Below are 25,572 nucleotides of genomic sequence, written 5' to 3'. Positions count from 1 at the left end.
ATGAACCTGGTCTCCTACGAGGACGCTCTCGCGTCGTACGACCCGGTGATGGGCCTGGAGGTCCACGTCGAGCTGGGCACCAAGACCAAGATGTTCTGCGGCTGCTCGACCGAGCTGGGTGCCGAGCCGAACAGCCAGGTCTGCCCGACCTGCCTGGGGCTGCCCGGCTCGCTGCCGGTGGTCAACGCGGTCGGCGTGGAGTCGGCGATCCGGATCGGGCTGGCGCTGAACTGCGAGATCGCCGAGTGGTGCCGGTTCGCCCGGAAGAACTACTTCTACCCGGACATGCCGAAGAACTTCCAGACCTCGCAGTACGACGAGCCGATCGCCTTCAACGGCTACCTCGACGTGCAGCTGGAGGACGGCTCGACGTTCCGGGTGGAGATCGAGCGCGCCCACATGGAGGAGGACACCGGCAAGTCCAGCCACGTCGGCGGGGCCACCGGCCGGATCCACGGCGCCACCCACTCGCTGCTCGACTACAACCGTGCCGGCATTCCGCTGATCGAGATCGTCACCAAGCCGATCGAGGGCGCCGGCGAGCGGGCGCCCGAGGTGGCCCGCGCCTACGTCGCCGAGCTGCGTGAGCTGATCCGCGCGCTGGGCGTCTCCGAGGCCCGGATGGACAAGGGGCAGATGCGCTGCGACGTCAACCTGTCGCTGCGCCCGAACGGCACCGAGACCTTCGGCACCCGCTCGGAGACCAAGAACGTCAACTCGCTGCGCAGTGTCGAGCGGGCCGCCCGCTTCGAGGTCCGCCGGCACGCCACCGTGCTGGGCCAGGGCGAGAAGATCATCCAGGAGACCCGGCACTTCCACGAGGACGACGGCAGCACCACCAGCGGCCGGATCAAGGACAACGCCGAGGACTACCGCTACTTCCCGGAGCCCGACCTGGTGCCGGTGGCGCCGTCCCGGGAGTGGGTCGAGGAGCTGCGCGCCGGGCTGCCGGAGCTGCCCCGGGTGCGCCGGGCCCGGCTGCAGGCCGAGTGGGGCCTGTCCGACAAGGACATGCAGGCGGTGCTCAACGCCGGTGCGGTGGAGCCGATCCTGGAGACCATCGCGGCCGGCGCCCCCGCCGACCAGGCCCGCAAGTGGTGGCTGGGCGAGCTGGCCCGCCGGGCCAACGAGACCGGCACCGAGCTCGCCGAGCAGCCGATCACCCCGGCCCAGGTGGCCCGGGTGTGCGCGCTGGTCGCCGAGGGCAAGCTCAACGACAAGCTGGCCCGCCAGGTGATCGAGGGCGTGCTGGCCGGTGAGGGCGAGCCGGACGAGGTCGTCGCGGGCCGCGGCCTGGCCGTGGTCTCCGACGACTCCGCGCTGGGCGCGGCCGTCGACCAGGTGATCGCCGAGAACCCGGACGTCGCGGAGAAGATCCGCGGCGGCAAGGTGCAGGCGGTCGGCGCGCTGGTCGGCGCGGTCATGAAGGCCACCCGCGGCCAGGCGGACGCGGCCAAGGTCAAGGACCTGATCCTGGAGAAGCTCGGCGCTGCCTAAGGCATCCGGCGTTCGGTGCGGCCACCCCTAAGGCCTTAGGGGTGGCCGCACCGTTTTTCGGACGTTCCTAAGGATCTGAGGCCCCGCAAGATCGGGCATGCTGCCGATGTGGCGCACCCCCCTGGGGGAGGAGTCTCTAAGTGTCAACAGAGACAGAGACGACGAGACCACAGGGGACCACGTCATGGAGTTCGAACTCTTCCGCCAGCGCACCGCCGAGCTGCAGGCCGCCGCCGCCCACGAGCGCCTGGTGACCGAGGCCCGCCGCGCCAACCGCGCCAACCGCACCGACCGGGGCCTGCGGCTCGGCCGCCTGGCCGGCCTGCGCCGGACCACCCGCGCCACCGCGGCTGCCGAGTGCTGACCGACGGCCCCGGCACCGCTGGCACGAGGGGAGCAGCGGAGCCGATCGACACGGCCGACAGCAGGAGCGGGGAGAGCACCCAGGGTGCTCTCCCCGCTCCCGTTTCACCGTCGGCGATATCCCATAGTCCGGCGTCAGCCGTATATGGCATGCTCAGCGCCGTGGAGCAGATGTCGGTCAGCCCGGTCTTCGTCGGTCGCGGCAGCGAACTGGCTGCGCTGGGCGCGGCGTTGCGTCGGGCGGGGGAGGGCCAGCCGCAGGCGCTGCTGGTCGGGGGCGAGGCAGGGGTCGGAAAGACCCGGCTGCTGGAGGAGTTCCTCGCCCAGGCGGAGGCGGCCGGCACCGTCACCATGCTCGGCAACTGCCTGGAGGTCGGCGCCGAGGGCCTGCCCTACGCACCGCTGGTCACCGCGCTGCGCCGGCTGCACCGCCGGCTCGGCCCGGAGCTGGCCCGCGCCGCCGAGGGCATGGAGGGCCACCTCTCCCGGGTGCTGCCGGAGTTCGGCGAGACCGACACCGAGCCCAACGACGAGTACGGGCGGGCCCGGCTGTTCGAGCACATCGGCCGGCTCTTCGATCGGCTCGGCGCCGAGCACACCCTGGTGCTGGCCATCGAGGACCTGCACTGGTCGGACCGCTCCACCCGGGAGCTGCTCGGCTACCTGATCGCCACCCTGCACAGCTCCCGGGTGCTGATCTGCGCCACCTACCGCAGCGACGACCTGCACCGCCGCCACCCGCTGCGCCCGTTCCTGGTCGAGCTGGAGCGGCAACGCACCGTCCAGCGACTGGAGCTGGACCGGTTCGGCCACCAGGAGGTGGCCGCCCAGCTGGCCGGCATCCTCGGCACCGAGACCCCGGACCGGCAGCTGGTGGAGCGGATCCACCACCGCTCCGAGGGGAACCCGTTCTTCGTCGAGGAGTTGGCCTGCTCCTACACCGGCGGCTGCTCGGTGGGTCTCAGCGACTCGCTGCGGGAGATCCTGCTGGTGCGGGTCGAGGCGCTGCCGGAGGCCACCCAGCGGGTGGTCAGGACCGCGGCCGAGGGCGGCTCGCGGATCGAGCACGAACTGCTCGCCGCCGTGCTCGACGGCAGCGAGGACGAGCTGCTGGACGCGCTGCGCACCGCCGTCGGCGCCAACATCCTGCAGCCGGACAAGGACGGCGAGGGCTACCGGTTCCGGCACGCGCTGGTCCGCGAGGCCGTCTCCGACGACCTGCTGCCCGGTGAGCGGACCAGGATCAACCGCCGGTTCGCCGCCGCGCTGGCCGCTGAACCCACCCTGGTGCACGGCGCCGAGCGCCCGGCCCGGCTGGCCAACTACTGGTACCACGCGCACGATCCGGCCCGCGCCCTGCCCAGCGCGCTGGACGCGGCCCGCGCCGCCCGTCGCCGCAACGCCTTCGCCGAGCAACTGCGGATGCTGGAGCGGGCCCTGGAGATCTGGGACGAGGTCGACGAGGAGGTGCTGGCGACCACGCTGCGCCCGCACGACTGGGCCGAGACCTACCCGCCCTGTTCCTGCGACCCGGGCCCGGTCAACGACGACGACTGCCAACAGCTGCGGCTGGTCGACGTGTTGGCCGAGGCGGTGGTCGCGGCCCGGCGGGCCGGCGACCGGGAGCGCGGGGTGAGCCTGGCCAAGCGCGCCCTCAAACTGGTGGACGAGGCCAGGGATCCGCTGCGCGCCGCCTGGTTCCGGATGAACCGGGCCCGGATGCTGGGCCATCTCAACCGGCGCGGCTACGCCGAGGAGTTGACGCATGCGCTGCGCCTGGTGGAGGGCCGTGAGCCGTCGGCCGTGCAGGCCGACGTCTTCTCGCTGGCGGTCGGCCAGACGATGCTGTACCGCCCGGCCGAGGCCGATGTGGTGCTGGCCGAGCGGGCCGTGGCGATCGCCCGTGAGGTCGGCGCGACCAGCGTCGAGCTGCACGCCCAGATGACCCTCGGCTCGCTCTACACCGAACTCGGCGACCCGGAGCGGGGCATCGCCACCCTGCGCGAGGCGATCGAGGGCGCCCGCCGGCTCGCCGTGCCGGATCTGCTCACCCGGGGGCTGAACAACCTGGCCAGCATGCTCGGCCACCTGGGCCGGGCCGAGGAAGGGGTCCAACTGGCCCGTGAGGGGCTGGCGGTGGCCGGCGACCTCGGGCTGCTGCGCAACACCGGTGCGATCCTGGCCGGCAACCTGGCCGAGTGCCTGCTGCTGGTCGGCCGGCAGGCCGAGGCGGCCGAGGTGCTGGCCGAGTGGGAGGGCGCCGGCCGGGCTGAGGCCCACGCCTCCTTCCTGCACCGGCTGCGCGGCGAACTCGCGCTGCTGCGCGGCGACCTGGCGGCTGTGGAGCGGCATCTGGCGCGGGCCGCGGCCGCGGTGGAGCAGGACCAGTCGCAGCACGAGGTGCCGGCCGCCCGGCTGGCGGTGGACCTGGCCGGCCGGTCCGGGCGGCCGCTGCGGGCCAGGGCGGCGCTGCTGGAGGCCCTGGACGACCCGTCCGACCCGAAGGACAGCCGGCTGCTGCCGCTGCTGGCCCGGGCCGCCGCGGTGGAGGCCGACTCGCGCGGGCTGCCCTCGGCGGACCAGGACCGCTCGGCGGTGCTGGCCCGGATCGCCGAGCGGCTGGCCGCGCAGCGCCCGGTGGTTCCGCTGCACCACGGCTGGGTGCGGCTGGCCGAGGCCGAGTTGGCCCGGGCCGCCGGCACCGACACCCCGTCGCACTGGCACGCCGCGATCGAGCCGCTGCGGGCCACCGGCCTGCCCTATCCGCTGGTGCACGCGCTGCTGGGGGCCGGCGGAGCCCTGGCGGCGGCCGGGCAGCGCGAGCAGGCCGGGGAACTGCTGCGCGAGGCCGCCGAGTTGGCTGACCGGCTGGGCGATGCCTGGCTGGGCCGGGAGATCGACCGCCTGATCGACCGGGTCGGGGTGGCGCGCACCAGGCCCCAAGCGCCCGTGGGGGCGCCCATGGGGGCGCGCGCCGAGCAGAGTGAGCCCGATGGTGCTGCCGCGTTCCATCTCACGCCTCGGGAGACCGATGTGCTGCGCCTGTTGACGCAGGGCCGCACCAATCGCCAGATCGCCGAGGAGCTTTTCATCTCGCCCAAGACGGCCAGCGTCCACGTCTCCAACATCCTTGCCAAGCTGGAGGTTTCCGGCCGGGGCGAGGCCGCGGCGCTGGCCCACCGGCTGCGGCTCTTCCCGGCCGCCGAGCCGTTGCAGCCGGTCGGGTCCGGCGCGTAGGCGGCGCATGGACGCACGTGTCCCCCCGCGCGTGCTCCCGCGTGTGCGCTACTCCCAACCGGGCCGATCTGGTGGAAGCGGGTGCATATCCCTACTCTCGGACCATTACTCTAAGTTGAGTGTATGTGTCATTGAGTGACCAGAGTGGTGTAGGGTCCCGGCTGGGAACAGAGGGGGAGGTGCCGGGTGAGCCCCAGGTCTGACGGTGTGTCGACCGCGCCGCAGGCGGACGCCACCCGCCTGCCCCTACTGGTCGGCCGTCGCCTGGCCCTGCTGCTCGGGGTGCTCTGCCTCGGGTATGCGCTGGGCGCCGCCTTCGGCTGGGGCTCGCATCCGCTGGCGCTCTTCATGGGCGACTTCGGGCTGGCCGGCGCCGCGCTGGCGGCCGCCGTCTCCTGCCTGATGCGCGGCTGCACGGTGCCCGGGCAGACCCGCGGGGCCTGGCTGCTGTTCGGCCTCTCCTCGGCCACCCTGGCGGTCGGCAACGGCACCTGGGGCTGGTACGAGGTGGTGCTGCGCACCCCGCTGCCGCAGGACTCGATCGCCGACTACGCCTTCCTGCCGTTCGCGCCGCTGGCCGTGCTGGGCCTGCTGGTGCTGGCCCAGCGCCCGCGCGGCGCGGCCGCCTGGCTCTGCCTGCTGCTGGACGGCTGGATGGTGGCCGGCTCGCTGTTCACGCTCAGCTGGAGCCTGGCGCTGGGCCACACCGCTGAGGGCGAGGTGGACAACCCGCTGCGGCTGGCGCTCGGCCTGGCCTACCCGGTGCTGGACATCATGATGGTCTCGCTGGTGGTCGGGATGCGGTTCCGCTGCCGGGAGGGCAACCGGGCCGCGGTGCACAACGCGATGCTGGGGCTGGCGGTCACCGTGGTGTGCGACGCGCTCTACAGCTCGCCGGCGCTGCGCGACAGCTACCACTCGGGGGAGATCCTGGACGCCGGCTGGTTCACCGGCTCCCTGATCCTGGCCTACGCGCCCTGGACGTCCCGCTGGCGGCGCCCCAGCCCGCGCCGGCTGCATCCCGCGGGCGGCGGCCTGCCGCGCCGCCGGGTGGCCTCCACCTTCAGCGCGCTGACCCCGTACGCCGCGGCCTCGGTCTGCTGCGCCGGCATCCTCTACAACGCCCTCGGAGGTCGTCCGATGGACCGGGTGGTGATCGTGGTCGCCTGCACGGTCGGCCTGGCGCTGATCGTCCGCCAGGGCATCATGCTGCTGGACAATCTGTCGCTGGCTCAGGAACTCGCCCAGAAGGAGGCGCACTTCCGCTCCCTGGTGCAGGGCTCCAGCGACGTCATCATGATCATCGGGGCTGACGGGGTGCTCTCCTACGTGTCGCCGGCCGCGCTCGGCGTCTACAGCCGGGATCCCGAGGAGCTGATCGGCGGCCGGCTGCTGGACCTGGTGCACCCGCAGGACGCCGAGCGGGTGGTCGGCGAGGTGCGCCGGTTCCTGGCCCGCAGCCAGCTGCTGGCCAGGCGCCCGGAGGGCCACCCGCCGGCGCCGGCCGCGGCCCGCCCGGGCGAGCCCAGCGCCCGGGTGGAGTGCCGGATCCGGGCCGGCGGCGGCGAGTGGCTGCACGTCGAGTCCACCGTCAACCGGTACCGCGACGGGCTGATCCTGAACAGCCGGGACGTCACCGAACGGGTGCGGCTGCAGGCCCAGTTGCAGCACAACGCGTTCCACGACCCGCTCACCGACCTGCCCAACCGGGCGCTCTTCGCCGAGCGGCTGCGGGCCGCGCTCGGCGGCGGCCAGGGCGGTGGCGATCCGCACGGCGAGGGTGCCCGCGAACACCCGTACCGGGATGCCGCGGTGGCCGTGCTCTTCATCGACCTGGACGGCTTCAAGGCGGTCAACGACACCGCCGGGCACCAGGCCGGCGACCAACTGCTGGTGCAGGCGGCCCGGCGGCTGCAGGCCACCGTGCGCGTCGGCGACACGGTCGCCCGGTTCGGCGGCGACGAGTTCGCGGTGCTGGTCGCCGGGCAGCTGGGCCGGCTGCGGGTCCAGGAGCTGGCCGAGCGGCTGCGGCACGCGCTCTCCGAGCCGTACTGGATCGGCGGCGCCGAACTGGGCGTGGCCGCCAGCATCGGGATCGCCTTCGAGCCGCAGTGGGCCGAGCCGGACGCGGCGCCGGCCGACCCGGCTGTGCTGGCCGACGAGCTGATGCGCGACGCCGACCTGGCGATGTACCGGGCCAAGTCGGAGGGCAAGGGCCGGGTGGTGCTCTACAGCCCCGGCATGCGGGCCGACCTGGACCGGCGCAAGGAGCTGGACACCCGGCTGCGGGCCGCGGTCCGGGAGGGCGGCTTCGCGCTCTACCACCAGCCGGTGGTGGACCTGCGCACCGGCGCGGTCACCGGGCTGGAGGCGCTGGCCCGGTGGCGCTCGGCGCAGGGCCTGCTGCTCACCCCGGCGGAGTTCCTGCGCGGCGCCGAGCAGGGCGACGCGGCCACCCGGTTCGCCCGCTGGCTGCTGGAGCAGGCGATCGCCCAGGCCGCGCTGCGCGGGGCGGACGACGGCGGGCCGGGCAGCCGGCCGGGCTCCGGCGCGGTGCCGGTCGCGGTGCGGCTGAGCGCCGAGCGGCTCTGCGCGCCCGGGGTGTACGAGACCATCGCCGGGGCGCTGCGGGACAGCGGGCTGCCGTGCGGGCGGCTGGTGATCGAGCTGGCCCGGCTCTGCCCGGACGGCACGGCGGACGAGCTGGGCCGCCGGCTGGCCGCGCTGCGCCGGCTCGGAGTGGGCACGGCGCTGGCCGGGTTCGGCACCGGCAGCGGCTCGCTGGGCTCGCTCGCCAAGCTGCCGTTCGACGGGGTGAAGCTGGACCGCTCGGTGGTGCAGGAGGTGGCCGAGTCGCCGCGCAGCCGGGCGCTGGCCGGCCATGCGCTGCGGCTGGGCCGGGAGCTCGGCCTGGTCACCGCCGCCGAGGGGGTGGACCAGCCGCGTCAGGTGACGGTGCTTCAGGAGCTGGGCTGCCGGCAGGGCCAGGGGCTGGCGTTCGCCCAGCCGCTGGACGAGTTCCGGCTGCGGCGGGCCCTGGTGCGTAGGCTGTATCCGCTGCCCAGACCGGTGGGAGCGGTCTCGGCCCGGCATGCCTACCTCTCGGCGGCGGACGGCCGGCCGTCCATCGTTGGTCCGCATGGTGAGACTGCCATCCCGCCTGCTTGACACTGGATGCCGGTCGGGAGGAAGGTCGGTGCCATGCGCACCCGAATTCTCGTACTTGGCGGGCGCGTCGGCTGAGCGGGCCACAGATCGCCCCACTCGACACAGACCGACGCGCCACCCCTCGCATGCCCTTGGGCACGAGGGGTTTTTTGTTGCTGTCGCACCGATGAACACCGCGTGACACACCGTTGCCCCTCCCGCTCGTTCCATCCGAAAATGGGATGAAGCGGACAGCCGAACCGGCGAAGGAAGACAGGCAGATGACCGAGCACACGGCATCCCCCCGCCGCGGGGACCACCCGGCCGCCCCCTCCCAAGGCACCCCCGCGGTCGTCGAGACGATGACCGGCGCGCAGTCGCTCATCCGCTCCCTCGAAGCCGTGGGCGCGGACACCATCTTCGGCATCCCGGGCGGCGCCATCCTGCCGGCCTACGACCCGCTGATGGACTCGGCGAAGGTCCGCCACATCCTGGTCCGCCACGAGCAGGGCGCCGGCCACGCGGCCACCGGTTATGCGCAGGCCACCGGCAAGGTCGGCGTCTGCATGGCCACCTCGGGCCCGGGCGCCACCAACCTGGTCACCCCGATCGCCGACGCCTACATGGACTCGGTGCCGATCGTGGCGATCACCGGCCAGGTCTCCTCGGCGTCGATCGGCACCGACGCCTTCCAGGAGGCCGACATCTGCGGCATCACCATGCCGATCACCAAGCACAACTTCCTGGTCACCGACCCCGCCGAGATCCCGCAGGTGATCGCGGAGGCCTTCCACATCGCCGCCACCGGCCGCCCCGGCCCGGTGCTGGTCGACATCGCCAAGGACGCGCTGCAGGCCACCACCACCTTCCGCTGGCCGGTCGAGATGGCGCTGCCCGGCTACCGCCCGGTCACCAAGCCGCACGCCAAGCAGATCCGGGAGGCCGCCCGGCTGCTGGTCAACGCCAAGCGCCCGGTCCTCTACGTGGGCGGCGGCGTGCTCAAGGCGCAGGCCACCGCGGAGCTGCGGATCCTGGCCGAGCTGACCGGCGCGCCGGTGGTCACCACCCTGATGGCGCTGGGCGCGTTCCCGGACAGCCACCCGCAGCACCTGGGCATGCCCGGCATGCACGGCAGCGTCCCGGCGGTCACCGCGCTGCAGAAGTCCGACCTGCTGTTCACCCTCGGCGCCCGCTTCGACGACCGGGTCACCGGCCGGCTGGACTCCTTCGCCCCGGGCGCCAAGGTGGTGCACGCGGACATCGACCCGGCCGAGATCGGCAAGAACCGCCCGGCCGACGTGCCGATCGTCGGCGACGCCCGCGAGGTGCTGGCCGACCTGATCGTCGCCGTCCAGGCCGAGCACGAGGCCGGCCACCAGGGCGACTACGGCGACTGGTGGGCCAAGCTCAACGAGTGGAAGAAGACCTACCCGCTGGGCTACGACCCGGCCCCGGCAGGGGAGTTGTCGCCGCAGCAGGTGATCGAGCGGATCGGGCAGCTGGTCGGCTCGGACGCGATCTACGCGGCCGGCGTGGGCCAGCACCAGATGTGGGCCTCGCAGTTCATCAGCTACGAGAAGCCGGCCACCTGGCTCAACTCGGGCGGCGCCGGGACCATGGGCTACGCGGTGCCGGCCGCGATGGGCGCCAAGGCGGGCCGACCGGACACCGAGGTCTGGGCGATCGACGGCGACGGGTGCTTCCAGATGACCAACCAGGAGCTGGTCACCTGCGCGCTCAACAACATCCCGATCAAGGTCGCGGTCATCAACAACGGCTCGCTGGGCATGGTCCGCCAGTGGCAGACCCTCTTCTACAACCAGCGGTACTCCAACACCGTGCTGCACGCCGGTCCTGACCACGACGGCGTCGCCCCGCCGCCGCAGGGCACCCGGATCCCCGACTTCGTGCTGCTCTCCGAGGCGATGGGCTGCGTCGGCCTGCGCTGCGAGCGCCCCGAGGAGCTGGACGCGGTGATCAAGCAGGCGATGGAGATCAAGGACCGCCCGGTGGTGATCGACTTCATCGTCCACCAGGACGCCATGGTCTGGCCGATGGTCGCCGCCGGCACCAGCAACGACGAGATCCAGTTCGCCCGCGGGGTGCGCCCCGACTTCGGCGACGACCTCGACTGACGCCCCAACGGACCAAGGGAACCCCAGAAGCCATGTCCAAGCACACCCTCTCCGTCCTGGTCGAGAACAAGCCCGGCGCGCTGGCCCGGGTGGCCGCGCTGTTCTCCCGTCGGGGCTTCAACATCGACTCCCTCGCCGTCGGCGCGACCGAGCATCCGGACGTCTCCCGGATGACCATCGTGGTCAACGTCGAGGACCTGCCCCTGGAGCAGGTCACCAAGCAGCTCAACAAGCTGGTCAACGTGATAAAGATCGTCGAGCTCGACCAGTCCGCTGCGATCCAGCGGGAACTGGTCCTGGTCAAGGTCCGGGCGGACAACGAGACCCGGTCCCAGGTCGTCGAGATCGTGCAGCTCTTCCGCGCCAAGACCGTGGACGTGTCGCCGGACGCCGTGACCATCGAAGCGACCGGCAGCTCCGACAAGTTGGAGGCGATGCTGCGGATGCTGGAGCCCTTCGGCATCAAGGAGCTGGTGCAGTCCGGCCTGGTGGCGATCGGGCGCGGTGCCCGTTCGATCACCGACCGGTCGCTGCGCGCCCTGGACCGCAGCGCGTAGTAGCGCCTCCCCTCAAACCCCTTAACCCACGCGTACGGTGGCTGGACACCGACGCGATACACCCAAGGAGAAAGCCCACCGTGGCCGAGCTGTTCTACGAAGACGACGCCGACCTGTCCATCATCCAGGGCCGCAAGGTCGCGGTCATCGGCTACGGCAGCCAGGGCCACGCCCACGCGCTGTCGCTGCGTGACTCGGGTGTGGACGTCCGGGTCGGCCTGAAGCCGGAGTCCAAGTCCCGTGCGGCGGCCGAGGAGGCCGGCCTGCGGGTGACCACTGCGGCCGAGGCGGCCGCCGAGGCCGACGTCATCATGATCCTGGTGCCGGACCCGGTCCAGGCCGACGTCTACCAGGCGGACATCGCCCCCAACCTGAAGGCCGGCGACGCGCTGTTCTTCGGCCACGGCCTGAACATCCGCTACGGCTTCATCAAGCCCCCGGCCGACGTCGACGTCTGCATGGTCGCCCCGAAGGGCCCGGGCCACCTGGTCCGCCGCCAGTACGAGGAGGGCCGCGGCGTGCCGTGCATCGTCGCGGTCGAGCAGGACGCCACCGGCAAGGCCTTCGACCTGGCGCTGTCCTACGCCAAGGGCATCGGCGGCACCAAGGCCGGCGTCATCAAGACCACCTTCACCGAGGAGACCGAGACCGACCTGTTCGGCGAGCAGGCCGTGCTCTGCGGCGGTACCGCCGCCCTGGTCAAGGCCGGTTTCGAGACTCTGGTGGAGGCCGGCTACCAGCCGGAGATCGCCTACTTCGAGTGCATGCACGAGCTGAAGCTGATCGTCGACCTGATGTACGAGGGCGGCCTGGAGAAGATGCGCTGGTCGGTCTCCGAGACCGCCGAGTGGGGCGACTACGTCACCGGCCCGCGGATCATCACCGACGCCACCAAGGCCGAGATGAAGCAGGTCCTCGCCGAGATCCAGGACGGCACCTTCGCCAACACCTGGATCGCCGAGTACAAGGCCGGCCTGCCCAAGTACAACGAGTACAAGAAGGCCGACTCGGACCACCTGCTGGAGACCACCGGCCGCGAGCTGCGCAAGCTGATGAGCTGGGTCAAGGAGGCCTGAGCCGGCAGCCGGCAGCATGGGGACGGGACCGTCCGGGCGGTCCCGTCCCCGCTGTACAAGCCGTCTGGTCCCGTGCGGGTGATTTCGCCGCACGGGAGCAGGAAACCCCCCGGTCCGTCGATACACTTCCGAGTGCGCGTCAGGCCCACAGCGTCGTGCGTCTATCCACGCGGCATGCCACCAAACCCCCATGTCCGCCGGACCGCAACGAGCCGGTCACGCCTCCCACGTGTCTGCGCCGGCCGATGCCCGCGGCGGGGAGAACCGGACAGTAAGGACGAACTGTCGTGAGCACTGTCACTTCCAAGAACGCCGTGGTGCTGATCGCCGAAGAGCTGTCGCCGGCGACCGTAGACGCCCTGGGCCCGGACTTCGAGATCCGGCACTGCGACGGAGCCGACCGCACCGAGCTGCTGACCGCCATCGCGGACGTCGACGCCATCCTGATCCGTTCCGCCACCCGGATCGACGCCGAGGCGCTGGCCGCCGCCAAGAAGCTCAAGGTCGTCGCCCGGGCCGGCGTCGGCCTGGACAACGTGGACGTCTCCGCCGCCACCAAGGCCGGCGTGATGGTCGTCAACGCGCCCACCTCCAACATCGTCACCGCCGCCGAACTCGCCTGCGGCCTGCTGATCTCGGTGGCCCGCAACATCGCGCCCGCGAACGCCGCGCTCAAGGCCGGCGAGTGGAAGCGCAACAAGTACACCGGCGTCGAGCTGGCCGAGAAGACCCTCGGCGTGGTGGGGCTGGGCCGGATCGGCGTGCTGGTGGCCCAGCGGATGTCGGCCTTCGGCATGAAGATCGTCGCCTACGACCCCTACATCCAGGCCGCCCGCGCCGCCCAGATGGGCGTCAAGCTGCTCTCCCTCGACGAGCTGCTGGAGGTCGCCGACTTCATCACCGTGCACCTGCCCAAGACCCCCGAGACGATCGGCCTGATCGGCGACGAGGCGCTGCACAAGGTCAAGCCGACGGTGCGGATCGTCAACGCGGCCCGCGGCGGCATCATCGACGAGGCGGCCCTGCTCAGCGCCCTCAAGGAGGGCCGGGTGGCAGGCGCCGGCCTGGACGTCTACGCCAAGGAGCCGTGCACCGACTCCCCGCTCTTCACCTTCGACAACGTGGTGGCCACCCCGCACCTGGGCGCCTCCACCGACGAGGCGCAGGAGAAGGCCGGCATCTCGGTCGCCAGGTCGGTCCGCCTGGCGCTGGCCGGTGAGCTGGTTCCGGACGCGGTCAACGTGCAGGGCGGCGTGATCGCCGAGGACGTCCGGCCCGGGCTGCCGCTGGCCGAGCGGCTCGGCCGGATCTTCACCGCGCTGGCCGGCGAGGTGGCGGTGCGGCTCGATGTCGAGGTGCGCGGCGAGATCACCCAGCACGACGTCAAGGTGCTCGAACTCTCGGCGCTCAAGGGCGTGTTCGAGGATGTGGTGGCCGAGACCGTGTCCTACGTCAACGCCCCGCTGTTCGCCCAGGAGCGCGGCGTCGAGGTGCGGCTGACCACCAGCAGCGAGAGCGCCGACCACCGCAACGTGATCACCGTGCGCGGCACCCTGGCCAACGGCTCCGAGATCGCCATCTCCGGCACCCTCTCCGGCCCCAAGCTGCAGCAGAAGATCGTCGGCGTGGACGCCTTCGAGGTCGACATCGCGCTCACCGACCACATGGCCTTCTTCAAGTACGACGACCGCCCCGGCGTGGTCGGCACCCTGGGCCGGATCCTCGGCGACGCCGGCATCAACATCGCCGGCATGCAGGTCTCCCGTGACGGCACCACCAATGACGTGCTGGCCTCGATCACCGTCGACTCCCAGATCCCGCAGGAGGTACTCGCCGAGATCGCGGCCGAGATCGGCGCCAAGTTCGCCCGTTCGGTGGATCTCGGCTGACGCCTTCTCAGCCCCCGGGGCCCGGACCGCGCTGCGCGGTCCGGGCCTTGTCCTTCGGGGGGAGTCGGGCCCGTTCGCGGTCGGCGTCCGGAGTGCCGTCGTCTCAGATACTAGGAAATCCAACTAAATGTAGAGACAGCCGCCGGGCGCGGGCGTACCGTGAAATGGCACCCGGTGTACCCGCTCCCGGACCCACCGTTCGTCCGGCGAGCCGCGGGCCGTGTGTGCACGTACGCAGTGCGGCGGGCGATCCCCGCCAGGCGTACCACCCCTCCTCTTTCCTCCTCCGACGCCGCTGCGGCGTCCGTGAACCCAGGAGCCCGGTATGCCCCTCACCAGCAACCTGCACGCCCGCGACAACGCCCCGGCCGCGGCCGGCGCCACCGCGGCAGCCCGCCGCCGCCGGCGCGGCCTCGCCCTCGCCACCCCCGACACCAGCGCCGCCTGCGCGGCCGCCCTGCAGCGCTCCCTGGACCGCCGCGACAACGGCGGCTCCACCGGCCACTGAGGTCACCCGGCGGGACGGGCCCGGCGGCGTCACCGGGCCCACCTGGCGACCAGCGTCCACGGCGATCCTGGACACGTTCGGGTGATTTCGTGGTCGGATCCGCCGGGTAGCCTTGGGGGCACCGCCAGAATCTCTCGCATGGGAGTGATGATGAGCGTCGAACCGTTCCCGGAGTGGCTGCGGCCACCGGTCGGCGGCTGGACGGCCGAGGATCTTGATCGGCTCCCAGACCTGCCTCCGCACACGGAGCTGATCGACGGGAACCTGGTTTTCAGGAGTCCGCAGTCGCGGTTTCACTACTGGACTGTCCGGTTGCTGGAGAACGCGCTGATGGCGGTGATCCCTCCCGGATGGGACGTCAGCCGCGAGTTCTCGGTGGTCCTGGGGAAGCGGAACCGGCCTGAACCGGATCTGATGGTGGCTCCGCTTCCACCTGACGCCGCTGCTGAAGAGACGTGGCTCAGCCCCGGTGATGTGCTGCTGGCGGTCGAGGTGGTTTCCCCGGAGTCCAAGGAACGCGACCGCGTGATCAAGCCTCGCAAGTACGCTGCCGCCGGCATCCGCTACTTCTGGCGCGTGGAGAGCGACGAGGGTCGTCCCGTGGTGTACACCTACGAGCTCGACCCGGCCACCAACAGCTATGCCACGACCGGGATCTTCCACGACCGACTCAAGGTTGATCACCCGTTCCCGCTCGACATCGCCCTAGCCATCCGTCCGAATAGTGGACCAGAGATGTCATCACCTGGGACGCCGGAGTAGCGTCTCCCACATGTCTCGCACCCTTCGTCTCGCAGTGATCCCCGGTGACGGCATCGGCCAGGAGGTGGTGGCCGAAGGTCTCAAGGTGCTGACCGCCGTCCTTCCCTCCGGCGTCAAGCTGGAGACCGCCGAGTACGACCTCGGGGCCCGGCGCTACCACGCGACGGGGGAGACCCTGTCGGACGAGACGCTCGCGTCGCTCAAGGAGCACGACGCGATCCTGCTCGGGGCGATCGGGGATCCGTCGGTGCCGTCCGGGGTGCTGGAGCGCGGGCTGCTGCTGAAGCTGCGGTTCGCCTTCGACCACTACGTCAACCTGCGGCCGGGCAAGCTGCTGCCGGGGGCGAAGTCCCCGCTGGCGGGGCACCAGCCGGATAGCGCGTCTTTGACACGACCCGAGATCGACTTCGTGGTGGTCCGCGAGGGCACCGAGGGCCCGTACGTGGGCAACGGCGGCTCGCTGCGCACCGGGACCGCGCAGGAGGTGGCCACCGAGGTCAGCCTCAACACCGCGTTCGGCATCGAGCGGGTGGTCCGGGACGCGTTCCGCCGCGCCGCCGCCCGGCCGCGCAAGAAGCTGACCCTGGTGCACAAGAACAACGTGCTGGTGCACGCCGGCCACCTGTGGGCCCGGATCTTCCAGCAGGTCGCCGCGGAGTACCCCGAGGTCAGCACCGACTACCTGCACGTCGACGCCGCGACGATCTTCTTCGTCACCCAGCCCGAGCGGTTCGACGTGATCGTCACCGACAACCTGTTCGGCGACATCCTGACCGACCTGGCCGCCGCCGTCACCGGTGGCATCGGCCTGGCGGCCAGCGGCAACATCAACCCCTCCGGCGCATACCCGTCGATGTTCGAGCCCGTGCACGGTTCCGCCCCGGACATCGCGGGCCAGGGCAAGGCCGACCCGACCGCCACCGTGCTGTCGGTCGCCATGCTCCTCGACCACCTCGGCTACGCCGCCGAGGCCGCCCGGGTCGAGGCGGCGGTCGCCGCCGACCTGGCCGGGCGCGGCCCGGACGCCCGCAGCACCTCGCAGGTCGGCGACGCGCTCGCGGCCCGAGTATCCGGCTGACGGGCCGGCTGAGAGGCACTCACAACCCCGACAGCTGTTCGGCACGGCCCCTGAGATGCGACTATCAACAGTGGGTCGTGCCGTTCTGCGTTCACGCACACATGGCGGCTCGGCCCTGACCAACCCCACGGTGAAGGACTGAAGCCATGACCACGCCCACCCAGGCGCCCATCACGTTCGAGCTCAAGCCCTCCGCGCACCCGCTGCCCGCGGCCGAGCGCGAGGCCCGGCTGGCGAACCCCGGATTCGGCCGGATCTTCACCGACCACATGGTCACCATCCGCTGGACCGAGGGCCGCGGCTGGCACGAAGCCCAGCTCACCCCGTACGCGCCGATGGAGATCGACCCGGCGAACATGACCCTGCACTACGGGCAGGCCATCTTCGAGGGCCTCAAGGCCTACCGCCAGCCCGACGGCTCGATCGCCACCTTCCGTCCGGAGGCCAACGCGGCCCGCTTCCAGGCCTCGGCCCGCCGGCTGGCGATGCCGGAGCTGCCGGCCGAGGCGTTCGTGGAGGCCGTCGAGCTGCTGGTCCAGCAGGACCGCGACTGGGTGCCGAACCAGCCGGAGCAGAGCCTCTACCTGCGTCCGTTCATGTTCGCCACCGAGGTCGGCCTGGGCGTCCGTCCGGCCAACGAGTACATCTTCATCGTGATCGCCTCCCCGGCCGGCGCCTACTTCCCGGGCGGCGTCAAGCCGGTCTCGGTCTGGCTCTCCGAGGAGTACGTGCGCGCCGCGCCCGGCGGCACCGGCGCGGCCAAGTGCGCCGGCAACTACGCCGCCTCGCTGGTCGCCTTCGCGCAGGCCACGGCCCAGGGCTGCGACCAGGTGGTCTGGCTGGACGCGGCCGAGCACAAGTGGATCGAGGAGATGGGGGGCATGAACCTCTACTTCGTCTTCGGCGAGGGGGAGAACGCGAAGGTCGTCACCCCGGCGCTCTCCGGCGCGCTGCTGCCCGGCATCACCCGCGACTCGCTGCTCAGCGTCGCCGCCGACCTCGGCTACGCCACCGAGGAGCGCAAGATCTCCACCGACGAGTGGAAGCAGGGCAACGCCGACGGCACCCTCACCGAGGTCTTCGCCTGCGGCACCGCCGCCGCGATTACCCCGGTCGGCTCGGTCAAGTCCACCCGTGCGGACTGGACCGTCGGCACCGGCGAGCCCGGCCCGGTCACCATGCGCCTGCGCGAGCGCCTGCTCGGCATCCAGGCCGGCACGGTCGAGGACACCCACGGCTGGCGGCACCCGATCGTCAAGGCCTGACGACGCACCGCACCCGGGCGCCTCGCCAGAGCGGGGCGCCCGGGTGCGGCCTCCCCGCCCCCTTCTCCTTCTCCCTCGACACGGGTGCGCTCTTCCGTCGGACACCCGTCCCGGATCGCGAGACATCCCGACCCACTCCGTGAACCTGTGCAAGACTGCAAGCGTGTCCTCGCTTTCGCTGATTATTAGCAGCAGGCGCGCCGGTCCGCAGTGACCGTTCCGTGGTGAACCCGCGGGGCGACCACCGTGTCCTCAGACCCGCGCGCAGACCTCTCGCACCCGCGAGGGGTCTTTTGTTTTGCCCGGTCGGCCCACCACACGCCGACCGGGCAGGACCCGGAACCCCGCCCCCGCCCAGCAGGCGGGGAACGGTTTCCGGGTGGCGCGCGGGAGGGCGGACAGTGGAGCCGGGGGACTCGAATACCGGCAGCAGCAACTCTCTCCCCGAACGGAGAACCCAGAGCCATGACCGACGGCAGTGCACGCCCCGACGACAGCTTCCACGTGTTCGACACCACTCTGCGCGACGGCGCGCAGCGCGAGGGGATCAACCTCACGGTGGCGGACAAGCTGACCATCGCCCGGTATCTGGACGACTTCGGGGTCGGGTACATCGAGGGGGGCTGGCCGGGGGCCAATCCCCGGGACACCGAGTTCTTCGCCCGCGCCCGGGCGGAGCTCGACCTCAAGCACGCCCAGCTGGTCGCGTTCGGCGCCACCCGGCGGGCCGGCGGCAGCGCGGCGGACGATCCGCAGCTGGCCGCGCTGCTGAACTCCGGCGCCCCGGTGGTCACCCTGGTCGCCAAGTCGCACGACCGGCACGTGGAGTTGGCGCTGCGCACCACGCTGGCCGAGAACCTGGAGATGGTCCGGGACAGCGTCAGCCACCTGAAGGCGCAGGGCCGCCGGGTCTTCATCGACTGCGAGCACTTCTTCGACGGCTACCGGGCCAACCGCGACTACGCCCTGGACGTGGTCCGCGCCGCGCACCAGGCCGGCGCCGACGTGGTGGTGCTCTGCGACACCAACGGCGGGATGCTGCCCGGCTCGGTGCGGGAGATCGTGGCCGACGTGCTGGCCGCCACCGGCGCCCGGCTCGGCATCCACGCCCAGGACGACACCGGCTGCGCGGTGGCCAACACCCTGGCCGCGGTGGACGCCGGCGCCACCCATGTGCAGTGCACCGCCAACGGCTACGGCGAGCGGGTGGGTAACGCCAACCTCTTCCCGGTGGTCGGCGCCCTGGAGATCAAGTACGACCGCCGGGTGCTGCCGCCCGGCAAGCTGGCCGAGATGACCCGGATCTCGCACGCCATCGCCGAGGTGGTCAACCTGACGCCGTCCACCCACCAGCCGTACGTCGGCTTCTCGGCGTTCGCGCACAAGGCCGGTCTGCACGCCTCGGCGATCAAGGTGGACCCGGACCTGTACCAGCACATCGACCCCGAGCTGGTCGGCAACACCATGCGGATGCTGGTCTCCGACATGGCGGGCCGGGCCTCGATCGAGCTCAAGGGGCGGGAGCTCGGCTACGACCTCTCCAGCGACCGCGCGCTGGCCGGCCGGGTGGTGGCCCGGGTCAAGGAGCAGGAGCTGCAGGGCTACACCTACGAGGCCGCCGACGCATCCTTCGAACTGCTGCTCCGCGACGAGGTGTTCGGCCGCCCGTCGGAGTTCTTCACGCTGGAGTCCTGGCGGACCATCAGCGAGCAGACCCCGGACGGTGCGGGGGCCAACGAGGCCACCGTGAAGCTCTGGGCCAAGGGCGAGCGGATGATCGCCACCGGTGAGGGCAACGGTCCGGTGGACGCCCTGGACAAGGCGCTGCGCGCGGCGCTGGAGCGGATCTACCCGCAACTGGCCCACTTGGAGCTGGCCGACTACAAGGTCCGCATCCTGGAGGGCCAGCACGGCACCGGCTCGCGCACCCGGGTGCTGATCGAGAGCACCGACGGCACCGGCAGCTGGTCCACCGTCGGGGTGGCCGACAACGTGGTCGCCGCCTCCTGGGTGGCGCTGCAGGACGCCTACACCTACAGCCTGCTCAAGGCCGGTGTCACCCCGGAGGACTGACGGGCACTCAGTAACCGACCAGCCGTCAAAAAGGGGCCCCGCACACCCGCGGGGCCCCTGCCACAAACCAGTGGCTACCGCAGACGAGCCAGCAGTGCGTGTTCGACCAGGGTTATGAGGGCGCTCTTGGCGCTGTCTCGGCGGCGGGCGTCGAGGGTGATGATGGGGGTGTCGGGTCCTAGTTGCAGTGCTTCTCGGACTTCGTCGGGGGTGTGGGCCTGGTGGCCGTCGAAGCCGTTGAGGGCGACGACGAAGGGGAGCCCGGAGTTCTCGAAGTAGTCGAGGGCGGGGAAGCAGTCGGCGAGGCGGCGGGTGTCGACGAGGACGACGGCGCCGATGGCGCCGCGGACGAGGTCGTCCCACATGAACCAGAAGCGGTCCTGGCCGGGGGTGCCGAAGAGGTAGAGGATGAGGTCTTCGTCGAGGGTGATGCGGCCGAAGTCCATGGCGACGGTGGTGGTGGTCTTGCCGCCGGTGTGGGTGAGGTCGTCGATGCCGGCGGAGGCGCTGGTCATGACGGCTTCGGTGCGCAGGGGGTTGATTTCGGAGACGGCGCCGACCAGCGTGGTCTTGCCGACGCCGAAGCCGCCCGCGACGACGATCTTCGCCGAGGTGGTGGCCCGGGTGGCGGGGCTAGAGCTTGCGAAGTCCACTGAGGACCCTTTCGAGCAGCGTGACGTCGGGCTGGTTGCCGGATTCGCCCCCGGCGGCGGGCTGGTGGATGGCGACCAGGCCGGCTTCGGCCAGGTCGGCGACGAGGATCCGGGCCACCCCCAGCGGCAGCGAGAGCAGCGCGGACACCTCGGCCACCGACTTCACCTCGGTGGCGCAGAGGGTGCAGATCCGCTGGTGCTCGGGCAGCAGCGTGGCCAGGCGATCCTCGTCGACATTGGCGGAGACCAGCGCCTCCAGGGCCAGTTCGTACCGCGGCCGGGTGCGACCCCCGGTCATCGCGAACGGCCGGATCAGCGGACCGGCGTCCTCGTCCTCGGACTCGTCGTAGGACGGTGCCGGGGCGGGGGTGGGCCGGTAACCCGGTGTCGGCTGGGGTACGGCCTGCGGCATTCCCTGGGCCTGGGCCTGCTGCTGGTACAGCTGGTCCTGACTGCCGAGCTGGCCGTACTCCTCGCCGTACTGCGGTTGGCCGTAGCCGAGACCCTGCGCGGCGCCGGGTACCCCGAACGCGTCATGGCCGGTCCCCGGATACGGCACGCCGTACTGGCCTTGGCTTTCGTCGGGCGGTGTCACGGTTCCTCTCCTCACAGGATGCTGCGGTGCGGTGCGACGTGCGTGGCGCGGCCGGTGGTGCGAGGGGCCGTACAACGCCCGAAGCCGAGTCCGCCGAAGCGGACCCGGACCGGGCGGCTGGATACTACAAGTACTACGGAGCTGACGGCATGCCAGCACCGGGGTGGTGTCTGACACAACATCAGCACGCGGCGGACGCCTCAGTGCAGGAGGCTGCCCTGGAGTTCCGCGCGCAGGGCGGGAGTGAGGACGGCACCGGCCCGGTCGACGAGCAGGGCCATCTCGTAACCGACAAGGCCGATGTCGGAGTCGGGGGCGGCCAGTACGGCGAGCGAGGACCCGTCGCTGACAGCCATCAGGAAGAGGAAGCCGCGCTCCATCTCGACCACGGTCTGGTTGACCTCGCCGCCCTCGAAGATCCGGCTGGCGCCGGAGGTGAGGGAGGTGAGGCCGGAGGCGACCGCGGCCAGCTGGTCGGCGCGGTCCCGGGGGAAGCCCTCGGACATGGCGAGCAGGAGCCCGTCAGCGGAGACCACCACCGTGTGCGACACCCCGGGGGTGTTGTCCACGAAATTGGTGATCAGCCAGTTCAGGTTCTGTGCGGCCTGGCTCATCTGAGTCAACTCAACGCTCCTGGTGGTTCGAGCCGCCGAAGAGATCGGTGCTGTTGTTCGGCTGTCCCAGCCCGGTCCGGCCCGGCCGGGACATGTCTTGGGGGTCGATCCGGAAGCTTCCAGTGGTGCTCGGGTCACCACTCGCGATGCGAGCCTGCTCGACACCGCGACGCAGGTTGGTCAGGCGTCCGCGCACCTCTTCGGGGCTGCGGGAGACCTGCGGTCCGTCGACGCTCGCGGGCTTGGCGTTACCGGGCACCAGGTTCTGCTTGGGCACCCGGCGCGGCAGACCGGCACCGGTCACCCCACCGGCGGCCGGCTCGCGCAGCTGTTCGGCGCGCTGCCAGCTGTCGTCGTTGGCGCCCTGCCAGGCAGCGGTGGTCGGTCCGGTGGGACCGGAGGCACCCAGCCCGGACACCACGTGGCTGCGCGAGTCGTCGCCCGCCATGCCGGAGGTGTCCTTGGCACCGGTGAACCAGTTCGGCTGCTCGCCGCGGTTCGGGGCACCGATCGCCCGGGCGCTCGGCCCGGCGCCACCGGCGGCCAGCTGCTCGCCGGGGCGGCGCTGCGGCAGGCCGGAACCGAGCACGTTCTGCTGCCGGTTGGCGATCGGGGCAGCCGGGGCAGCCGGGGCAACCGGAGCGACCGGGGTCGCCGGCGGCTGGGGCGCGGCCGGCAGCGCCGGGGCCTGCTCGGGGTACGGGTGGCCGCCGGCCCGCTCGGCGGTCCGGGGCGAGAAGCCGTCGAACCGCGCGGGCTCCTGGTAACCCTGCTGGTACTGCTGGTACTCGGCGTACTGCTGCGGCTGTGGCTGCTGCTGCTCGCCGTAGTAGTTCTGCTGGCCGTACTGGTCCTGGCGGGTGGCCTGACCGTAGCCCGGCTCCGCGTAGTAGCACTCCTGCTGGTACGGCTGCTGCGGCGGCTGCGGCTGCTGCTGGTAGCCCTGGTACTCCGGCTCGCTCTCGACGAACTCGGCGTCCACGTACTCCGGTTGCTGGCCGTACCGGTCCTGGTGGCCACCCTGCTGCGGGTAGCCGCCGGGAGCGAACTCACCCGGGCCGTCGGTGCGGCCGGGCTGCTGGGCCGGCTCCTGGAAACCGGGACCGGACTCCAGCACGTTCTTGCGGCGCTGCTCCAGGCGCAGCGTGCGCTGCATCGAGTCCAGCGCGGGGCTGAAGCCGCCGGAGTTGTCGCCGGCCGACAGGTTGTCGTCGAAGCCGAGCTCGGCCGCGGTGGGCTGGGCCGGGAACGCGTCCTGCCCCCACTGGTCGGCGCCCTGGTCGTTGAAGATCCGGGAGACCGTGAACTCCTCCTCCGGCTCCGGCATCGCCCGCATGTGGGTGAGGCCGGCCGGAAGCATGACCAGCGAGGTGGTGCCGGCCGACTCGCCGGAGGGACGCAGCTGGACCCGGATGTTGTGGCGGTCGGAGAGCCGGCCGACCACGAACAGGCCCATGCGGCGCGAGATCGAGGCGTCGACGGTGGGCGGATCGGCCAGCTTCTCGTTGATCTCGGCGAAGTCCTCGGCGCTGAGGCCGATGCCCTTGTCGTGGATCTCGACCAGCACGCGGCCGTCCGGCAGCCGGGCCGCGTTGACGCTGACCCGGGTCTGCGGGCTGGAGAACGAGGTGGCGTTCTCCAGCAGCTCGGCGAGCAGGTGGACGAGGTCGGTCACGGCGGCGCCGACGACCTCGGCCTCCGGGATGCCGGAGAGCTCGATGCGCTCGTACTGCTCCACCTCGGAGGCGGCGGCGCGGAGCACGTCGACCAGCGGCACCGGGGTGTTCCAGCGGCGGCCCGGCTCCTCACCGGCCAGAACCAGCAGGTTCTCACCGTTGCGGCGCATGCGGGTGGCCAGGTGGTCCAGCTTGAAGAGGTTCTCCAGCTGGTCCGGGTCGGCCTCGTTGTTCTCCAGGTCGGTGATCAGTGCCAGCTGGCGCTGGATCAGGCTCTGGCTGCGGCGCGACAGGTTGGAGAAGATCGCGTTCAGGTTGCCTCGGAGCAGGGCCTGCTCGGCGGCGAGTGCGACCGCCTGCCGGTGGACCTGGTCGAAGGCCCGGGCCACCTCGCCGATTTCGTCCTTGCCCCAGAGGGCGATCTCTTCGACGTTGGTGTCCACCCGGTCCGGGTCGGTCTTGGAGAGCTTCTCGACCAGGTCGGGCAGGCGGTGGTTGGCGATCTGCAGCGCGGAGGTGTTCAGGACGCGCATGCCGAGGATCATCGAGCGGGCGATGAAGCCGGTGAGCAGACCGGCCAGGGCCAGCGCGCCGATCACGATCGCCGAGTTGAGGATGGCGTCGGACTGGGCGTTGTCCTTGGTGTTGGTGGCGTCCTGCACCACGCTGTCGAGCAGCGCCGACTCGGTGCCGCGCAGCGGCTTGATGTGGCTGTCGGTGGCCTGCAGCCAGTTGGCCGGCACCAGACCGGCCTGCTGGGAGGCCGCGAGCTCGGCGGCGGCCTGGGCGTCGCCGTTCTGGTGGCCGATCTGGGCGGCGTCCGAGAAGCCCATGGCGAGGCCCATCAGGCCGCTCATGGTCGGCAAGGTGGCGCCGTCGGGCATCCGCAGCGGCGCGTTCTTGTCGATCGCGTCCTGGGCGACCAGCTGGTTGGCGTAGGCGCCCGCGTCGGCGGGGCTGGAGCCGTTGGTGAACTCGGTCATCGAGACACCCTCGAGCTTCGCCGAGACCAGCAGGTCCTGGATCAGGTCGGAGTTCTCTTCGTGGGTGTTGCGGTCGATGGCCGAACCGACCATCACCTGCAGCATCAGGTCGCGCTGGCTGGAGGCGGAGGCCTTGGCGAGCGAGATGGCGTAGATCGCGCGGCCGCGGGCCACACCGGCGGCACTACCGGTACCGACGGAGTTGTCGAAGGCGAGCAGCGGGTCGATCATCGCCGAGTACGCGGCCTGGGTGGCGCTGGCGTACAGCTCGGGCTTGTAGGCGTTGTCCCGCAGGTGCTGCAGGTTGGCCAGGCCGACCTGGGCCGAGTAGTTGCGCCGGGCCAGCTCGGCGTCGTTGTCCTTGACGACGGCGTTGTAGGCGGCGGTGTACTTCTGCAGGTCCTGGTCGGTGATGCCGCGGTACTTGGCCACCTGACCCTGCGGGTCCGAGCCGGTGGTGAGCGGGATCATGGTCAGGTCGCGCTCGTTCTCCAGCGCGTCGGCCAGATCGGTGGCGGCGCGGGCGAGCTCGGCGGCCTTCTCCTCATGTGCCGCGCGTAGATAGCTGCTGAAGGAGCTGTTGACACGCATGCCACCGAAGACCAGGCCGATGACGACCGGGATCAGCAGAATGGCGATCAGGCGGGTCGGCACTCGCCAGTTGCGGAAGGCCAGGAACTCGTACCGACTGCCGGAGCCCTGGCGGTCGTCGCCGTTCTCCAGGGTCTCGGTCGCCGGGCCGGGGGTCGGACGGGCGCCGTTCGGCCCGCCGGGCAGGCCCTGCTGCTCGGACTTCGCCGTGAAGGCGGAGAAACCGGCGTTGCTCTGGGCGCTGCGGTCATCGCGGGGCTCGGGGCGCCGCTGCGGGGTGACTGGCTGCTTACGCCTCACTCGACAACAACCTCTCGGCCGCTCAGCGGCCATGGATCAATCCAGCGGCTTACCCCGGGCCGCAGCCCGCTGCTGGGTGGAACTGCCTGTGGTGACTTCGGGGTAGCTGGAATTTCAGCACGTGCAAGGGGAGGGGACAAAACAGGCCCGGTGGGCTGCCCGCCGGAGAACAATTCGGACATACGTCCACAGGGCCGACCAATCAGCCAGGACTCATGAGCCGAGCGCACTCGAACCACTACGCTCGGTGCAGAAAACGTCCGAAATGCCTACCGAACCGTTATGCGATACACAGCGGGGACCTCGATCCCGAGGTCCCCGCTTTCCGTTACCGCAATCTGGCGAGCAGTGCGTGTTCGACCAGGGTTATCAGGGCGCTCTTGGCGCTGTCTCGGCGGCGGGCGTCGAGGGTGACGATGGGGGTGTCGGGTCCGAGTTGCAGTGCTTCTCGGACTTCGTCGGCGGTGTGCGGTTGGTAGCCGTCGAAGCCGTTGAGGGCGACGACGAAGGGGAGCCCGGAGTTCTCGAAGTAGTCGAGGGCGGGGAAGCAGTCGGCGAGGCGGCGGGTGTCGA

The 25,572-nt window shown here is 71.4% G+C and carries 17 protein-coding genes and 1 pseudogene; 13 read left to right on the top strand and 5 right to left on the bottom strand.

From position 1 onward, the window contains the following. The 13 genes from gatB to cimA all read left to right on the top strand — a co-directional run bounded on the left by gatB (nt 1) and on the right by cimA (nt 19,587). Nucleotides 1-1,497, top strand: coding sequence for an Asp-tRNA(Asn)/Glu-tRNA(Gln) amidotransferase subunit GatB (gene gatB / locus P3T35_RS36890; RefSeq protein WP_180356894.1), 1,497 nt, complete (start codon nt 1-3; stop codon nt 1,495-1,497). A 184-nt stretch (nt 1,498-1,681) separates the two neighbouring features. Further along, nucleotides 1,682-1,861, top strand: coding sequence for a hypothetical protein (locus P3T35_RS36885; RefSeq protein ID WP_101382311.1), 180 nt, complete (start codon nt 1,682-1,684; stop codon nt 1,859-1,861). Between the two features lie 170 nt (nt 1,862-2,031). After that, nucleotides 2,032-5,097 carry a helix-turn-helix transcriptional regulator gene (locus P3T35_RS36880; RefSeq protein WP_280709367.1) on the top strand — a complete coding sequence of 1,022 codons (3,066 nt, stop codon included), beginning with the start codon at nt 2,032-2,034 and terminating at the stop codon, nt 5,095-5,097. 186 nt (nt 5,098-5,283) lie between these two features. After that, on the top strand, nt 5,284-8,265 hold the full coding sequence (locus P3T35_RS36875) for an EAL domain-containing protein (RefSeq protein WP_348533453.1): 2,982 nt from the start codon (nt 5,284-5,286) through the stop codon (nt 8,263-8,265). A gap of 260 nt (nt 8,266-8,525) precedes the next feature. Beyond that, the gene (locus tag P3T35_RS36870) at nt 8,526-10,379 is read left to right on the top strand and encodes an acetolactate synthase large subunit (protein ID WP_101382313.1); all 1,854 of its coding nucleotides are present in this window, start codon (nt 8,526-8,528) and stop codon (nt 10,377-10,379) included. Between the two features lie 32 nt (nt 10,380-10,411). Beyond that, nucleotides 10,412-10,936, top strand: coding sequence for an acetolactate synthase small subunit (gene ilvN / locus P3T35_RS36865; RefSeq protein ID WP_101382314.1), 525 nt, complete (start codon nt 10,412-10,414; stop codon nt 10,934-10,936). Between the two features lie 80 nt (nt 10,937-11,016). Continuing rightward, complete coding sequence (ilvC, locus tag P3T35_RS36860; protein WP_101382315.1) at nt 11,017-12,012, top strand: ketol-acid reductoisomerase; 996 nt, start codon at nt 11,017-11,019, stop codon at nt 12,010-12,012. A gap of 287 nt (nt 12,013-12,299) precedes the next feature. Further along, nucleotides 12,300-13,901: a phosphoglycerate dehydrogenase gene (serA, locus tag P3T35_RS36855; protein ID WP_280709348.1), complete on the top strand. Its 1,602-nt coding sequence runs from the start codon at nt 12,300-12,302 to the stop codon at nt 13,899-13,901. 325 nt (nt 13,902-14,226) lie between these two features. Beyond that, complete coding sequence (locus P3T35_RS36850; RefSeq protein ID WP_101382316.1) at nt 14,227-14,409, top strand: hypothetical protein; 183 nt, start codon at nt 14,227-14,229, stop codon at nt 14,407-14,409. A 138-nt stretch (nt 14,410-14,547) separates the two neighbouring features. After that, a complete protein-coding gene (locus tag P3T35_RS36845) occupies nt 14,548-15,171 on the top strand; it encodes a Uma2 family endonuclease (protein WP_101382317.1) in 624 nt (207 codons plus the stop codon). A gap of 10 nt (nt 15,172-15,181) precedes the next feature. Then, nucleotides 15,182-16,249 carry a 3-isopropylmalate dehydrogenase gene (locus P3T35_RS36840; protein WP_101382318.1) on the top strand — a complete coding sequence of 356 codons (1,068 nt, stop codon included), beginning with the start codon at nt 15,182-15,184 and terminating at the stop codon, nt 16,247-16,249. 146 nt (nt 16,250-16,395) lie between these two features. Continuing rightward, nucleotides 16,396-17,514 carry a branched-chain amino acid aminotransferase gene (locus tag P3T35_RS36835; protein WP_101382319.1) on the top strand — a complete coding sequence of 373 codons (1,119 nt, stop codon included), beginning with the start codon at nt 16,396-16,398 and terminating at the stop codon, nt 17,512-17,514. A 465-nt stretch (nt 17,515-17,979) separates the two neighbouring features. Then, nucleotides 17,980-19,587 carry a citramalate synthase gene (gene cimA, locus P3T35_RS36830; RefSeq protein WP_101382320.1) on the top strand — a complete coding sequence of 536 codons (1,608 nt, stop codon included), beginning with the start codon at nt 17,980-17,982 and terminating at the stop codon, nt 19,585-19,587. A gap of 74 nt (nt 19,588-19,661) precedes the next feature. Here cimA and P3T35_RS36825 read toward each other — a convergent pair whose 3' ends face one another. The 5 genes and pseudogenes from P3T35_RS36825 to P3T35_RS36805 all read right to left on the bottom strand — a co-directional run. Continuing rightward, nucleotides 19,662-20,240, bottom strand: coding sequence for an ATP/GTP-binding protein (locus P3T35_RS36825; RefSeq protein ID WP_101382321.1), 579 nt, complete (start codon nt 20,238-20,240; stop codon nt 19,662-19,664). Continuing rightward, complete coding sequence (locus P3T35_RS36820) at nt 20,221-20,835, bottom strand: DUF742 domain-containing protein (RefSeq protein ID WP_280709347.1); 615 nt, start codon at nt 20,833-20,835, stop codon at nt 20,221-20,223. The genes P3T35_RS36825 and P3T35_RS36820 overlap by 20 nt, the downstream gene beginning before the upstream one ends. 200 nt (nt 20,836-21,035) lie before the next feature. After that, nucleotides 21,036-21,449 carry a roadblock/LC7 domain-containing protein gene (locus P3T35_RS36815; protein WP_101382322.1) on the bottom strand — a complete coding sequence of 138 codons (414 nt, stop codon included), beginning with the start codon at nt 21,447-21,449 and terminating at the stop codon, nt 21,036-21,038. Nucleotides 21,450-21,459: 10 nt separating this feature from the next. After that, nucleotides 21,460-24,999, bottom strand: coding sequence for a nitrate- and nitrite sensing domain-containing protein (locus tag P3T35_RS36810; RefSeq protein WP_280709346.1), 3,540 nt, complete (start codon nt 24,997-24,999; stop codon nt 21,460-21,462). A gap of 328 nt (nt 25,000-25,327) precedes the next feature. Continuing rightward, nucleotides 25,328-25,572, bottom strand: a pseudogene (locus P3T35_RS36805) (ATP-binding protein); the annotation flags it as partial.

It is taken from the genome of Kitasatospora sp. GP30, from assembly GCF_029892145.1.
Lineage (GTDB): Bacteria > Actinomycetota > Actinomycetes > Streptomycetales > Streptomycetaceae > Kitasatospora > Kitasatospora acidiphila.
Note: the sequence above shows the minus strand (reverse complement) of the source record. Positions and strands in the feature narration are given on the sequence as shown.

Coding starts and splice junctions, on each gene's coding strand:
- P3T35_RS36840 (WP_101382318.1), top strand. CDS start 15,182: ATGTCTCGCACCCTTCGTCTCGCAGTGATCCCCGGTGACGGCATCGGC.
- P3T35_RS36845 (WP_101382317.1), top strand. CDS start 14,548: ATGGGAGTGATGATGAGCGTCGAACCGTTCCCGGAGTGGCTGCGGCCA.
- P3T35_RS36850 (WP_101382316.1), top strand. CDS start 14,227: ATGCCCCTCACCAGCAACCTGCACGCCCGCGACAACGCCCCGGCCGCG.
- P3T35_RS36870 (WP_101382313.1), top strand. CDS start 8,526: ATGACCGAGCACACGGCATCCCCCCGCCGCGGGGACCACCCGGCCGCC.
- gatB (WP_180356894.1), top strand. CDS start 1: ATGAACCTGGTCTCCTACGAGGACGCTCTCGCGTCGTACGACCCGGTG.
- P3T35_RS36885 (WP_101382311.1), top strand. CDS start 1,682: ATGGAGTTCGAACTCTTCCGCCAGCGCACCGCCGAGCTGCAGGCCGCC.
- P3T35_RS36815 (WP_101382322.1), bottom strand. CDS start 21,449: ATGAGCCAGGCCGCACAGAACCTGAACTGGCTGATCACCAATTTCGTG.
- cimA (WP_101382320.1), top strand. CDS start 17,980: ATGACCGACGGCAGTGCACGCCCCGACGACAGCTTCCACGTGTTCGAC.
- P3T35_RS36880 (WP_280709367.1), top strand. CDS start 2,032: ATGTCGGTCAGCCCGGTCTTCGTCGGTCGCGGCAGCGAACTGGCTGCG.
- ilvN (WP_101382314.1), top strand. CDS start 10,412: ATGTCCAAGCACACCCTCTCCGTCCTGGTCGAGAACAAGCCCGGCGCG.
- P3T35_RS36835 (WP_101382319.1), top strand. CDS start 16,396: ATGACCACGCCCACCCAGGCGCCCATCACGTTCGAGCTCAAGCCCTCC.